The sequence below is a fragment of the Paraburkholderia sp. D1E genome (assembly GCF_052682275.1).
Map to the genome: position 1 here is coordinate 4398172 of NZ_JBQYMB010000001.1, position 14683 is coordinate 4412854.

At 57.4% G+C, this 14683-nt stretch carries 11 protein-coding genes; 6 read left to right on the forward strand and 5 right to left on the reverse strand.

The features are described from left to right. Window positions 1–367 precede the first annotated feature (367 nt). Window positions 368–2179 carry an ATP-binding protein gene (locus ACUN0E_RS19715; RefSeq protein ID WP_445567674.1) on the forward strand — a complete coding sequence of 604 codons (1812 nt, stop codon included), beginning with the start codon at window positions 368–370 and terminating at the stop codon, window positions 2177–2179. Here the strand turns inward: ACUN0E_RS19715 and ACUN0E_RS19720 are convergent. After that, on the reverse strand, window positions 2157–2558 hold the full coding sequence (locus ACUN0E_RS19720) for a hypothetical protein (RefSeq protein ID WP_445567675.1): 402 nt from the start codon (window positions 2556–2558) through the stop codon (window positions 2157–2159). The two genes, ACUN0E_RS19715 and ACUN0E_RS19720, sit on opposite strands and share 23 nt — an antisense overlap. 1 nt (window position 2559) lies before the next feature. Beyond that, window positions 2560–3642: an IS630 family transposase gene (locus ACUN0E_RS19725; RefSeq protein WP_445565654.1), complete on the reverse strand. Its 1083-nt coding sequence runs from the start codon at window positions 3640–3642 to the stop codon at window positions 2560–2562. Between the two features lie 414 nt (window positions 3643–4056). On the opposite strand from ACUN0E_RS19725, the gene ACUN0E_RS19730 reads away from it, so the two are divergent. Beyond that, entirely contained in the window at window positions 4057–4386 is a 330-nt protein-coding gene (locus ACUN0E_RS19730; RefSeq protein ID WP_445570479.1) for a hypothetical protein, read from the forward strand. 450 nt (window positions 4387–4836) lie between these two features. On the opposite strand, the gene ACUN0E_RS19735 is transcribed toward ACUN0E_RS19730, so the two are convergent. Both ACUN0E_RS19735 and ACUN0E_RS19740 read right to left on the reverse strand, forming a co-directional pair. Continuing rightward, window positions 4837–6093, reverse strand: a complete 1257-nt coding sequence (locus ACUN0E_RS19735; protein WP_445567676.1) for an FAD-dependent oxidoreductase — start codon at window positions 6091–6093, stop codon at window positions 4837–4839. 188 nt (window positions 6094–6281) lie between these two features. Next, window positions 6282–6932, reverse strand: coding sequence for a DsbA family oxidoreductase (locus ACUN0E_RS19740; RefSeq protein WP_445567677.1), 651 nt, complete (start codon window positions 6930–6932; stop codon window positions 6282–6284). Between the two features lie 353 nt (window positions 6933–7285). Between ACUN0E_RS19740 and ACUN0E_RS19745 the strand changes: the two genes are divergently transcribed. Further along, window positions 7286–8425 (forward strand): FAD binding domain-containing protein, encoded by a 1140-nt coding sequence (locus ACUN0E_RS19745; protein ID WP_445570480.1) that lies wholly within the window; start codon window positions 7286–7288, stop codon window positions 8423–8425. 66 nt (window positions 8426–8491) lie between these two features. Here the strand turns inward: ACUN0E_RS19745 and ACUN0E_RS19750 are convergent, their stop codons facing one another. Beyond that, window positions 8492–9799, reverse strand: coding sequence for a porin (locus ACUN0E_RS19750; protein ID WP_445567678.1), 1308 nt, complete (start codon window positions 9797–9799; stop codon window positions 8492–8494). A gap of 419 nt (window positions 9800–10218) precedes the next feature. Here ACUN0E_RS19750 and ACUN0E_RS19755 point away from each other — a divergent pair, with 419 nt between their 5' ends. The 3 genes from ACUN0E_RS19755 (at window position 10219) to ACUN0E_RS19765 (ending at window position 14670) form a co-directional block, all read left to right on the forward strand. Continuing rightward, window positions 10219–11124 carry a LysR substrate-binding domain-containing protein gene (locus tag ACUN0E_RS19755; RefSeq protein ID WP_445567679.1) on the forward strand — a complete coding sequence of 302 codons (906 nt, stop codon included), beginning with the start codon at window positions 10219–10221 and terminating at the stop codon, window positions 11122–11124. 358 nt (window positions 11125–11482) lie between these two features. Beyond that, window positions 11483–12595 carry an alkene reductase gene (locus ACUN0E_RS19760; RefSeq protein WP_445567680.1) on the forward strand — a complete coding sequence of 371 codons (1113 nt, stop codon included), beginning with the start codon at window positions 11483–11485 and terminating at the stop codon, window positions 12593–12595. A 248-nt stretch (window positions 12596–12843) separates the two neighbouring features. Further along, window positions 12844–14670 (forward strand): ATP-binding protein, encoded by a 1827-nt coding sequence (locus ACUN0E_RS19765; RefSeq protein WP_445567681.1) that lies wholly within the window; start codon window positions 12844–12846, stop codon window positions 14668–14670. Window positions 14671–14683: the final 13 nt, after the last annotated feature.

Genomic DNA, 14683 nt, shown 5'->3' on the forward strand with positions numbered 1-14683 from the left:
TGGCGCGTCCACGCCGAAGCAGATTCGTAAGACACAACGCAAAACCACCCGGGCAAAGAAGAATGCCGAGATCAAAGCACTCGAGAAAGATGGTTATCAGCCAAGCGGCGACCTGGCGACACAGTGCTGCGCTCAACGGAGCCTGAACACCCCAACGCTTATAGTCCACCCGCGGTCAATCATCGAGTGCGCCGACCGCCTACGTAGACGATGTCGCTGCTCTACAACAGGCATTCTCTGCACAAACACTTTGGATCGGTTAGCCTTGCTCGAGTTTGCCTCAATTTCAATGACTCCATTCCCCTTGGCCCAGTGATGGCGTGGATCGCAAACACGATCTACCGTCGTGGGAGCCTCGCAATCAAACATGAACTCTGACCAATTTTTTCGGCTGCGCTATCTGGTGCTGCTTTGGATCTTCGGCTGTGCTGCCTTGGGCCTGGTCACCTGGATAAGCTTTCGGCTTGGCTTCAGCTTGGCCAGCGCCGGCTTTGCCTTTCTGATTGTCATCGTGCTGCTGTCCCTCCTCGAAAGCTTTGTTTCCTCCGTCATCTTTTCCGTCTTCTCCGCCGCCTGCCTCAACTATTACTTTACCGAGCCGATTTTCAGTTTTAGCGTAGCGTCCCCTCAGGATCTGATGGGACTGGCTACGTTCGCGATCACCTCGCTCATCATTACGGCACTGGTCAGGCACACGCGCCACTTGGGCGACGCGCGCCGCGAGCAAGCCAGGCTCCTCGATCTCACGCATGACCCCGTTTTTGTTCGCGACATGAACGACGTGATCAGCTACTGGAATCGCGGCGCCGAAGAACTCTACGGATGGAAAAAGACAGAGGCGATTGGCAAGATCAGCCCCCAACTCCTGCAAACGCGCTTTCCGGTCCCGCTCAATGAGATCACAGATACCTTGTTGAGAACCGGACGCTGGGAGGGAGAACTGGTCCGCACCAGGCGGGACGGTCAGCAAGTCGTGGTGGCAAGCCGTCTCTCGCTGCAGAAGAGCGAAAATGGACGGTCACTTGCGAAGCTCGAAACCAACAACGATATTACCGAGCGCAGGCGGGCCGAAGATGCACTACGCCGCAGTCAGGCGGAGTACCTCGCGGAGGCGCAGAGACTAAGCCTCACAGGCAGCTTTGGCTGGAATGTGATCAGCGGAGAAGTCTTCTGGTCCGACCAAAGCTTCAGGATCTTCGAATACGATCCGGCCATTCCACCCACGATCAAGGGAGTGCTCAAGCGTACGCATCCGGACGATGTCGCGCTCGTTCAGAGGGTGGTCAAGCAGTCAATTGACGCCAGGCAGGACTTCGATTTCAAGAATCGACTGCTGATGCCTGACGGTTCGATCAAGCATCTCCATGTGGTCGCACATGCCGTGAAAGAAGACGCCAGCAAACTGCAGTATTACGGTGCGATCAAGGACATCACCGCGACCCGGCTTGCCGAGGAGCAGTTGCATGAGAGCCAGGTGGAGCTCGCACATGTGGCTCGCGTTACCGCCCTCGGAGAACTGAGCGCGTCCATTGCCCACGAAGTCAGCCAGCCGCTTGCGGCAATCGTCACCAACGGCGATGCCTGTTTGAGATGGCTCGACCACGCTACGCCGCGACCGGAGGAGGTGCAGGCCTGCGTGCAGCGCATGATCGCCGATGGTAGGCGCGCCAGCGAAATCGTCCGACGCATCCGCGCGCTCACCAAAAGGGATACTCCAGAGAAGACTTGCCTCGATCTCAACGACGTAGTCAACGACGTGGCGTTGCTCGTCCAGCACGAGATTTTCACTCGTCGGGTCTCGATGCGCCTTGAACTCGCCCCCGCGTTGCCGCCACTGCTCGCCGGCCGGGTCGAACTTCAACAGGTGATTCTCAACCTGGTGCTCAACGGCATACAGGCGATGGACGGAATCAGCGACGGACCACGCGAACTGTTAATCAGGACACGACAGGACGAAGTAGGTGATTTGGTCCTGGCGGTGCAGGACTCCGGTACCGGCATCAAGCCGGAGAGATTCGGTCAGCTATTCGATCCCTTCTTCACCACCAAACCCGATGGCATGGGCATGGGTCTATCGATCTGTCGCTCGATTATCGAGGCCCACGGCGGTCGGGTATGTGCGTTTAATCACATTCGACGCGGCGCGGTCGTTCAATTCAGCGTGCCCCCATCTGCGTGAGCGAAGAGTCACGAGTGGGCGACGGATAGGCTTTTGCGTGCTTTATGAACTCCGCTTCTCTCACGCATTGCAGCTCTGAGCACCGACCTCTCCGAACGCCCCCATCGCCGTCCTTGGCATCATCAAGCAGGCTGCCGCACCGAGGAATCGGGAAACCCACATCACTGGGGAAAGTTTGTTCAATAGCGGTGTGAATGCCATGATCTTCCTGACGATCCTCGACGTTGCTGTTGGGCGGATTGATCAAATCGTTGGTGGCGTATCGCCGTATATTGTCCGGGAAACGCGTGGAGGCATCCCAGTCGCACCTCATCAGCACTGTTAGAAAAATCGCCACGAATGTTGAAGTTGCGCCGATGTAAATGAGACCATCGCTCAACCTAGTATTCTGTCCCAGAAATAACTTTGCATAACCGAGCCACTTTCCGGAGAATGGAATCGGCTGTCGCGGTCCAGACGAAAGCCCGCTTGTGCTCGTTGTATTGCTCGATGTAACGCTCGATGTCGGCAATGAGTTGGCGCACGTTCCTGAACGACCCTCGACGGATCGCCTGCTGCGTAATCAGGCCAAACCAGCGTTCAACCTGATTGAGCCAGCTCGAGTAGGTCGGCGTGAAATGCATGTGGTAGCGCGTGTGCCTGGCCAGCCATGCCTTGACCTTCGGATGCTTGTGTGTCGCATAGTTATCGACAATCAGATGCACATCGAGATTGGCCGGCACCGCCAGGTCAATATGCCTGAGAAACGCCAGAAATTCCTGATGCCGGTGGCGCGGCTTGCATTGCGCAATGACTTCCCCTGTTGCAGTGTTGAGCGCAGCGAACAGGGTCGTGGTGCCATGCCGGACGTAATCATGCGTCACCCCTTCGAGATAGCCTAACCCCATCGGCAACATCGGCTGCGTACGCTCCAGCGCCTGGCACTGGCTCTTCTCGTCCACGCACAGCACCAGGGCATTGATCGGTGGGCTCAGGTACAGCCCGACAATATCGCGCACCTTCTCGACGAAGTACGGATCGGTAGACAGTTTGAAGCTCTTTGAACGATGGGGCTGCACACCGAACAGCGATAGATATCGGGCCACCGAACTCTTTGAAATCCCTGTCTGCGCAGCAGCGGAACGCACGCTCCAGTGCGTCGCCCCGTTCGGCTTCTCATGCAGTACCCTGGCGAGCAGTTCCGCTACCACCTCATCGTCATGTGTGCGCGGGCGGCCCGGGCGGGCTTCATCATGCAGGCCGGCAAGCCCGTGCGCGACAAACCGCTTCTTCCAGTGTGTGATCGCCGGTGGCGTCACTTCGCACTGCATCGCAATTTCCTGGCTCGTATGGCCATCAGCCGCCATCAAAACAATCTTTGCACGACGGACCAGAGAATGAGGCAGCGAACGTGAGCGGCTCATTGACAGCAATTGCTCTCGTTCCAGTTCCGACACCACAACCTCGATTCCCTTGCGTCCCATGGTCGCCTCCTGTTCTCCCGGATTTGATCATAGAACAATCGAAATTTACGACAAGTTATTTCTGGGACAGAATACCAGGGGAAATTTTTAAGATAATTTAAGATACCTTGAAGAAATTTAACTCCATTCGACTATAGACTGCAATCTTCCCTGATACAGAACGGCGTTCTGCGTCGAGAAAAGACGGATGCTGGTGTAGGACGATCAGTTGCATCTACTGCGCTTTCTGAGTCATTCGGATGTTGCTGCGCTGATCGCAGTTGGCCAGCCTACAGATCGGTAATCGGTGGCGTGAACTCTTTCTTCGTCAACCATCCTCACGGCACGGTAGCGGGTACAGAACCTCAGTGCGTCAGTGAATATTTCATTGCAGGCGGCAAGGTCGTCGCCAATTATTCAGAGGTAAATTCAGAAATGAATCTATTTACCGCAAGAAAGATCATCGTCGCGTTTGCGGTCACCGCCATGGGTGCTGGGTCGTACGCACCAGCCATGGCTCAAAATGCAGGGGGAAGTGCAACGGTCAACGCGACCGCCGACGTTAAACCCGACGCCGCATCGAGCGTAAAGCCATCAAAGGCTGAGCGCAAAGCGACACGGAAAACGGCCCGTGCGAAGAAGAATGCGGAACTAAAAAAGCTTGAGAATGCCGGTTACAAACCCGGTGCGGACGACCCTAACTATCCGACCGATTTGCAGAACGCCGAGAAAAAGGCCGGCCTTGGCCAAGGCGCCAGTCAATAGCCCCTCCTTCGGCCTTTCGCTTCAGCGAACACGCGGACTAATCACACGGCGACCGCAGGTGAGCTTCTGACGGGGCGCGAAAGATCACAGCATTGCGCCCTGATTGCCGTGCTGTGCTTATTCACATTAGATTATCTTCGATTGGTTGCACACGACTCTGGCGCCACAGCACTAGAAATAGAGAAAGCAGCCTAGCTACCGAGACACAACGTACAGAACAGCGTTTTCTTTTGTATGAGTGAGTGCAAGAAAATTCAATGCATTCTTCGGATGACTCGGAGAACGACGCGTGGAGTTTAGGAGGCGATTTCAAGACTCCTTCGTACGCTGAGCTAGTTCAGCTTCTTGCCCTGCGGCCGGCAGGCCGTGTGCCGCTCAAAGCATGTCGCAGTGCGCATTAATTGCGCTCACAAGATTTAGTTGCCCATAGTGGATGCGAGTGCCGATACTTCAACTCATCGACTCGGCCAGATACCGGTGAACAAACGTGACCGCCATGGCCCCTTCGCCAACCGCCGAGGCGACTCGCTTGACTGACCCGTAGCGGACATCGCCAGCCGCGAAGGAGCCGGGGACACTCGTTTCCAGAAAATAAGGGCGCCGCTCGAGCGGCCAGCAAGTTTCGAACTGGGGAAAGTCGCTCAGGTCGGCGCCTGTTACAAGGTACCCATTCCTGTCCCGGACGATCGTGGTGTCTTTTGCCCACTCGGTGTTCGGTGCGCCACCAATACACACGAATAGGCGATCTGCCGAAACAACCTGGGTTCCGCCCGCCTTGTTCGTGATCTGCAGCGCTTCAAGCTGGGCATCGCCGTAAATTGCTGAGACAGACGACTCAAAGACAACCCGCACGTTGCTCGTGTGGGCAATACGATCCAATAGGTAATGCGAAAGCGTTGCGGCAAGGGACTCGCCGCGAACGATCAATGTGACACTCTTCGCGGTTCGCGCGAAATTCATCGCGGCCTGCCCTGCGGAGTTTCCGCCGCCTACGATGAAAATCTTTTTTCCGGTGCACATTGGCGCTTCGCTCGCGCCCGCGCCGTAGTACAACCCTGCGTTCAACAGCCTTTGCTCATCGGGAATGCCCAGGCTACGGTACTCGATACCCGTCGCGCAAATATTGGCGCGTGCCCTCAGCAGCGTGCCGTCCGCCAGATTAACTTCAATTTTTCCATCCACAAACGTGGCGTGCACACCCTCGCGCATCATAAGCAGTTCGACGCCAAACTTCACTGCCTGCTGACGGGCGCGCTCAGCCAATTCCGCACCGGCAATGCCCTGCGGGAAACCCATATAGTTTTCAATGAGCGAACTCGTTCCCGCTTGCCCGCCCACCGCAGCCCGTTCAATGACGACAGCCCGCAGGCCCTCCGATGCCGCGTAGACCGCGGCGGATAATCCTGCGGGTCCCGCGCCGTATATCGACAGGTCATACTCCTGATAACGTGGACGCGAGACCCACCCAAGCTTGGCTGCGATCTCCGCTAAACTCGGCGCGTCTAACCTGGAGCCATCTGGAAAGACGACAACAGGCCACTTGATATCGCCAAAACCGGAAACGCCTAGTTCCCGGACGCACGCTTCGTCTGATGCGATTTCGCACCACTCATATTCGACCACGCCTCGGGCGAGGAAGTCCCGGATCTCGTATGCTTCCTTGCTGTGTGCCGCCCCAAGAACCCTGACCACTCTTGCCCCGTCCATCGCACCTCCACGACAAACCTGCCACACCCGTCGAGCTTGCCTCTTATGGGCGCCACCGCTGCAGTTTCTTAACTGCGCATGCTGACCCAATGCAATCTCACGGTCGAGTTAACGTTTCTGAATGTGTAGCACGAGTAGGGCTGCCGCCCAGCCTTCGAGGCGAGCAGCCCTAGCCACTGCGGCCCGGCTTACGCCGCGGTGGCATGGGGTTTCAGGGCACCCTCCAGCGTTGCCCGAAACAGAGCGACAGACTGTGCGCCGCCGATAATTTCATCGCCAATCCTCACCGACGGTACCGAGCTGACGCCATGCCCGATCGCCCGAGCTTCAAGCGCACGCACTTCGTCTACTCCACTGTCTAACGCGAATAGCGCTTCGACGTGGTCTTTCTCAAAGCCCGTAGCTACCGCGATCTCCGTCAACACGGAGACGTCTCCAATATCGCGGCCAGCGGAAAAATACGCATGGAAAATCGCTTCCACGAGCGCCGTTACGTCATGCCGTTGTTGCAAGAACCATACAAGCCGATGTGCAGCCAGCGTATTCGGCGTGCGCTTCGCCAGCGCATAGTTGAATTCCAGACCTACCTGACGTCCGGCCGCCGTGACTTGAGCATCCATTGCCTGCGAGCGCGCCCAACTCCCGAACTTCGCCGACCGGTATTCTTTACGGTCGAGACCTTCGACGGGCATACCCGGATTCAATTCATAAGGAACGAACACGAGTTTCGTTTGCTCGACAGCGTTCGCTTCGCTAATCGCTTTCTTCAGTTTTTCCTCGCCAATCCAGCACCAGGGACAAATGAAATCGTATGTGACCTCGATTTGCAGCTTGTTCATCGAACATCTCCAAAAGGGATTGTTTGCATGACAAACAATAGCGTGGCTATCAGTCGATCGGAACGGCAATGCGAAGCAATGTACCTTTGCGTGGCCCGCAATAAGACGCGGCGAACGGCGAAGTCTGCCTGGAATCTCTCGCCTCATGCACGAAGCCGCTCTTTCCCACGCAGCGCACCACGCTATTTCTGAAAGTCTATTTCTGCCGATCACGCAAAGGTGGATTGCGTCGCGTCTGGATTCTCTGCCGCTTCCGCAACGGCTAATCTTCCGCTATTGGGCAATAGCAGGAGAACGCGGTGAACGCCATAGCACAGCAGAAAGATCAGACGCAGAATCATCAGGAACGCCTCATCGAGAATGTCAATCGACCCTCTGCAATCGTTATCGGCGGTTCGCTCAGCGGCCTTTTCTCGGCGACCGCGCTACGCGCAGTCGGATGGGACGTCAAGCTCTTCGAGCAGTCGCCCAATGAACTCGACAGCCGGGGTGGAGGGATCGTTCTACAGCCCGACGTTCTGGAAGCTTTCCGTTTCGGCGGCGTGAAACTGCCGGCATATCCAGGCGTGGACTCCGGCGATCGCATCTATCTCGACCAGAACGACCGCATCATCGACCAGCTCTACATGCCTCAGACGCAAACTTCATGGAGCCTGATTTACAGCGCCATGAGACGTGCGTTGCCGGTTGAAGTCATTCATCCCGGCGAACGTTTCACTCATCTCGAGCAAACCGGGGAAACGGTCAAGGCTCATTTTGAAAGTGGCCGCGTCGAAGAAGCGGATCTTCTGATCGGCGCCGATGGTGCGCGCTCTACGGTCCGGGCTCAGCTGCTGCCTGATTCGCAGCCCAGCTATGCGGGCTATATTGCGTGGCGCGGTCTCGTCGAAGAAAATGATCTGCCGGTCGATGCTGCCAATGTTCTACGTGATCGCTTTACTTTCCAGCAAGGTGAAGCACATCTGATTCTGGTCTATCTCGTACCCGGGGAAGACGGTGCAACCGAGGTCGGCAAGCGGCGCTGGAACTGGGTCTGGTACCGCCCGATGTCCGGCGACAGCCTCAGGGCATTGATGCTGGACAGAAACGGGACGCAACGCAGCACGTCGCTGCCCCCGGGAACGACAAAAGACAACGATATTGCGGAACTGCGTTCCGCTGCAGGCCGCTTGCTCGCGCCTACGCTGCAGATCCTCGTTCAGGCTACGGCCGAGCCGTTCGTTCAGGCGATCCAGGACCTCCGGGTTGAAAAAATGGTTTTCGGCCGGACGATTCTGCTTGGCGATTCTGCGTACGTACCACGTCCGCATACGGCAGGCAGCACCGCAAAGGCCGCCGCGAACGCCGTCGCGCTAGCTCACGCGCTCTCGAAGGGCGGCGAGCACCTGCAGTCTGCGCTGTCCGGCTGGGAGTTACAGCAAAGGCGGCTCGGCATCAGCATGTCGGAACTTGGGATTTCTCTGGGTGACCGCATTATGAAGCTTCGCCGCTAATGCCTGTCCGGAACGGTGAAGGTCCCCGGTAATGAATCCAGCGGCAGCGCTGCTGGAGGTCGGGGCCTAGAAACGGTGGGCCAATCCTATCGTATCCACAACCTGCTGGTTTCTCGATGACGGTGTCATCCCCGCGATCGACGCAACCGCGCTTTGCCCTAGCGAGTTCGTTCCAGAGGCACGCTGATAGGCGGCGACCATATACACGTCTGTGCGTTTGGAGAAAAAGTAATGGACGCCGGCAGTCACCTGCTGATAACGAGCGCTTTGCTCATTGGGACCATCGTCTTTGGTGAACGAATACGCTAGTCCTACTGATACGGGTACTATGACCTGATATTGCAGGTTCGCTTCAACCGTATTGAAGGTCGAACTACCTGAGTACGACAGCGGATTCGGTCCCGAAGACGAACCCAAGCCGGCAAACCGCGTGTTGGTGTAAACGAGGCCCAGCGTCGCCGGACCAGCGATGTATGAGCCGCCCACGCCGAAGATCTGCTCCCGGTGCGCCGACGCATAACCTGCGATGATTGGGTTTCGTTGTGCGCTTGTCGCCGAACCGAACGATCCAAAATTGTTCGTGGCGGCACTGCCCGCTGTTGGCGTCGATCCATATATCGAGGTATTGGGATCAAACGCGTCCACAAACGCGATGCCCAGACGCACAGGACCTCTGGTATATCCCATCCCCACGGACCAGATCTGATTCTCCGAGAAACTACCGGCGACGCCACCGGCAGAATACAGCGCGTTGGCAGTAATGCCGTTCCACGTGGGTGAGGTGTATTTGAGCGAGTTGTTCTGCCGATTCGTACCGCCGATGTTGTCGAGATCGTCTGGATGGGATCCGAGATAGCCGGCCCACTGGGTGATGACCGCGAGGGGGGACACGAAATCCCACAGCGACGAATACTGGCGGCCGAGTGTGACGCGCCCAGCGGCCGCCGACAAGCCGACAAACGCCTGCCTGCCAAACAACAGCCCCCCTTGACCCAACGTGCCATTCGCCGTATTGAATCCGTTTTCGAGCGTAAACAACGCGGTCATACCCCCGCCCAGATCCTCCACCCCCTTCAGGCCGAAGCGGCTGCCAAAGTACGCGGAAGTCGTTGCGTCCATCATGGAGTATTGCTGCTTCCCCGTTAATTGCCCGCCCGAACGACCCGTCTGTGCATTGTTCACGAAAACAATATCCGGATCGACAACCCCGTACAACGTGATGCTGCTTTGCGCATGGGCTGCGGAAACAGACATCATCAACAACGCAAATGAAGCCCCTATCTTTTTCACTGAAAGATCCCCTCTTGATGTAGCCGAATTGGATTGAACAAAACCTGATACCCCGCTGTTTACATTCATCAACAGGTGAGGCAATTTCTATGCTTTCGAATAGGACTCCAACATAAAAATAATCCAACCTGAACGCGTGGAAGTCGTCCGCGAGCGTTGCTTGCTGGTCGGCAAGAGAATGGCGCCGTGATCAATGAGTCAGAATATAAATGTTCAAGTGATAATTTACAATGCGCAGAGTATCGGGGTTTGCCCGAGGTGCTCCCGAGGTCTTCTCGCGGCGTCGATTGGACTTTAATTATTCAATAGATAATTAAAAAGATGACCAGTCACGGCCAATGCGACACGCGCGACGCAAATGCAGCCGCGTAACAATCAGGGCAGAATAGCGACCGTACTGTGCGATGTGAACCGAATCCGCGGTCAGATATTGGAGCAGCCGGCACTAAGCCTTAGAGGTTAATAGGGCCGCCGCAAACCCGCAAACTGTATGGGCCAAAATTATGGACAAGCTATTGTCGCTTCGAGCGTTCGTGGAAGTCGCTGAGGCAGGCGGTTTTTCGAGTGCGGCACGGCGCCTCGATCTGGCCACATCCTCGGTCATGCGCTCGGTCGATTCGCTTGAGAAAGAACTGGGCGCGGTACTCCTGCATCGGACCACCCGCCAGGTGACCTTATCCGAAGCGGGGACCTCCTACTACGCCAAAGCGAAAAAGCTGCTCGAAGATCTGGCCGATGCCGATGCATCGGTTTCGGACAGAAGCGGCGAACCGTCGGGCCCACTACGCGTGTCCGTGCCCGTCGCATTCGGATCCCGACGGATCGCACCTGCCCTCGCGGTGTTCCTGAAAAAATATCCCAAGCTGGAGTTGGACGTCAAACTTAGCGATGCCTTTGTCGATCTGGTCAGCGAGCGAATAGACGTCGCTATTCGCCTTGGCGAGGTCGCGGCCATGGCCGACGTCGTCAGCAAGCGCGTCGGCATCTTCGCTCGTTATCTGGTCGCGAGTAGCGAATATCTCGATCGGGCGGGCTATCCCGCGTCCCCTGACGAATTGATCGACCATGAATGCCTTCGATTCACCTATACGACAGAACCTCAAGTCTGGACGTTTTCGCGTGACAAGGAAGAAAACCGCGTGCCGGTGACGGGCCGACTCAAGGCGAACAGTTCCGAAGTATTGCGCGAAGCAGCATTGGACGGCATGGGCATCGCGCTGCTTCCCGACTGGCTGGTGGCGTCGGACGTACAGTCAGGCGCCCTCACCCGGCTGTTCGCCGAGTTTGAGGCGGGACCGAACGACGCACGGGCTGTCGTGAGCGCGCTGTATCTGCCGAATCAGCGAGGATCGCGACGAGTCAATGCGTTTATCGATTTCGTCGCCAAACTGGCAGGTGGCTCTCAGTGACCGCTTTTGCGGCGTGCTGATCGCCGAACCCGTTCTCACGTCAATCATTGCCAACGGGTGTTCGATCAATGCCGACAAACGCCGGCAACACCCGCAGCGCCCTCTTCGATCTTTGCACACCACGCAATGGTGTGTAGCGCTCCGTTGGGATTCCGCCTAGGCCCCGCTGCGCCTAACCTTACACACATCAACCAACCGCACAGACATGCAGCACGGCTGCATGTCCGCCAACGACGAACGCAACACCTGACAGGCGCGTTGCGGAAGGATCAGGTAAGGCGTGCTGCACCAGGTCATGCCTTGAAATGCACACGGCAGCGCTGCAAGGCGCGCCTCACATCCTTGACGGAGATACATCATGACGAAGCACCTCTTTAACCCTATCAAACTGGGCCACCTCTCCCTCGATCACCGCGTTGCGATGGCCCCTCTTACGCGCTCGCGCGCAGGCCAGCCGGGAAACGTGCCGACAGACCTGAACGTCGAATACTATCGGCAGCGCGCCGGCGCGGCATTGATCGTGAGCGAAGCGACACAGATCTCACAGCAAGGCCAGGGTTATGCATGGACGCCGGGCATCCACACGGAACAGCAGATTGAAGGCTGGCGTGCTGTTAGCAAGGCTGTCCATGAAGAAGGCGGCCACATGTTCCTCCAGTTGTGGCACGTCGGCCGCGTCTCGCATCCCGTGTTCCAGCCGAATGGCAGCCTGCCTGTTGCCCCCACCGCCATGCCGGTGCCCGGAAAGACGTTCATTCTCAACGAGGCGGGCAACGGCGTGTGGGGTGACGTACCGGTACCGCAGGAACTGACCGTCGAAGGCATTCGAGAAATCGTCGCCGACTACCGGCGTGCCGCAGGCAATGCGATCGCGGCCGGCATGGACGGCGTTGAAATTCATGCCGGGAACGGCTATCTGCTGGACCAGTTCATCAACAGCAACAGCAACCACCGCCTCGATAGCTACGGCGGGAGCATCGAAAATCGCGCGCGGTTGCTGCTTGAAGTCGTCGCCGCTGTCAGCGACGAAGTGGGTCCGCAAAACGTCGGTGTTCGCCTCACCCCGATGGGACGTTTCATGGGAATGGGCGATGAAACGCCTGAGGCGACGTTCGGCTATATCGTGAAAAAACTCAACGACTACGGTCTTGCCTATTTGCATCTCGTCGAACCGGCGATGGTGGGTACGGTGAAGGACGAGAACTTCGACCCGCGGTGGGACGCCATCATCAAACTGCTGCGAGACGAATTCAAAGGCGTACTGATGATCGCCGGCGGCTATGACCGTGATACGGCCGAAAAGGCGATCGCCAACGGCCGGGCCGACATCATTGCATTTGGACGGCCCTTCATCGCGAATCCGGACCTGCCGGCCCGTCTGCGCGACGGACACCCGTTGAATGCCGCCGACAGCGCCAGTTTCTTCGGCGGGGATGTGGCGGGCTATACCGACTACCCGACCATGAACTAAGCGTCGGCTTTCCCGCTAGCCAGCTTTAAAAGGTTGTATGCGGGGCGGACGATTCCGCCCTGCTGATTTCGCGCAGCGTTGCACCGCTCAACCCACTGCGTGATTTAAGGACAATTAATTTACGCTCAGGACATCCCGTGCACAATGGAGGGCTGAGCCTCCATACGTCCATGACCTTACCCCGGGAACCTGCAGATCGTGAAATTCGAAAGCAACATCGTCCCGCCGGTCTCGCCGCACGATCAGACATGATGATCGACCGGCTCGCCCGGCCGCGCTATCTCATGGTGCTTTGGCTCTCAGGCTGCATTGCCCTGAGCGGCGCGACCTGGCTGTGCTTCCGGCTTGGGCTCGACTTGAGCGCAACAGGGTTTGTCTTCCTGATTGTGATCGTGTTGCTGTCTCTCATGGACAGCTTGATTTCCTCTATCGTCTTCTCTATTTTCGCCTTAAGTTGTCTTAACTATTTCTTTGCAGAACCACTCTTTAGTTTTCAAATTACCTACGCACGGGATCTTCTTGCGCTGGCGGCTTTTCTGATCACGTCGCTAGCGATCACTACACTGGTCAGGCATATACGCCGGCTCGGGAATGCGCAGCGCGAGCAAGCCCGGCTTCTCGACCTTGCTCACGACACAGTTTTTGTTCGCGATATGAGCGACGTGATCACCTACTGGAATCGAGGCGCCGAGGAACTCTATGGGTGGAAAAAGCGCGAGGCGCTTGGCAAAACTTCTCACGATCTCCTGCAAACCCGTTTCCCCACTCCCCTTGATGAGATTAACGAGACGTTATTGCGAACCGGGTCGTGGGAGGGCGAACTCGTCCACACGAAGCGGGACGGCGTGAACGTCATTGTGGGAAGCCGCTGGTCGTTGCAGCAGAGCGAAAGCGGGCGGCCACTCGCGATACTCGAAACCAATATCGACATGACGGAGCACAAACGTGCCGAAGAGGCGCTACGCCGGAACCAGGCACAGTACCTAGCGGAAGCACAGACACTGAGCCTCACCGGCAGTTTTGGCTGGAACGTCTCTCGTGGAGAAATCTTCTGGTCCGATCAAAGCTTCAGGATCTTCGAGTACGACGGCGAAACCACGCCTACGATCGAAATGGCACTCGCGCGCACGCATCCAGACGACGTTGCGTTCGTCAGGCAGATGATCGATCAGGCAGCACAGACCGGGCAAGATTTCGACTACGAACATCGATTGTTGATGCCTGGCGGCTCGATCAAGCACCTTCACGTCGTGGCACATGCGGTACGGGATGATCCCGCCATACGGCGGTTTGTCGGCGCGATCATGGACGTTACCGCGGCCAGGCTCGCGGAGCGGCAATTGCGTGAAGTGCAGGCGGAACTCGCTCATGTGACGCGTTTAACTGCCCTTGGGGAACTCAGCGCATCGATTGCCCACGAAGTCACCCAGCCGCTCGCGGCTATCGTGACGAACGGAGAGGCCTGTCTGCGATGGCTTGGCCACCCGATCCCGTCTCCGGAGGAAGTACAAGCCTGCGTGGAACGTATGATCGTCGACGGCAAGCGCGCGGCCGAAATCGTCCGGCGCGTCCGCCAGCTCACCCGAAAGGGTGTCTCACAGAAGGTGCATCTGGATCTCAACGACGTGATCAGCGACGCTGTGTCCCTGGTCCAGCACGATCTCCTGAGCCACAGGGTTTCGCTGCGCCTCAAACTCTGCCCCGAGTTGCCGCCCCTATTCGCCGATCGGATCGAACTTCAGCAAGTGATTCTCAATCTGGTGATAAACGGCATTCAGGCAATGGACGCCCTGAGTGGCAGGCCACGTGAATTACTGATCGAAACGCTGCGGCACGAGCAAGGTTACGCCGTGGTCGCGGTGCATGACGCCGGCAGCGGGATCAAGCCCGAAACCGCCAATCGGCTATTCGAACCGTTTTTCACCACGAAGCCAAACGGCATGGGAATGGGACTGTCGATCTGCCGGTCAATCATTGAAGCCCACGGGGGGCGAGTTTGGGCATCCAACCATGCGAGCCAGGGTGCGGTCTTCCAATTCAGCCTTCCGCCGACCAACGCGAGCGAGTCGTGCTGAGTGGGCCGCTGTG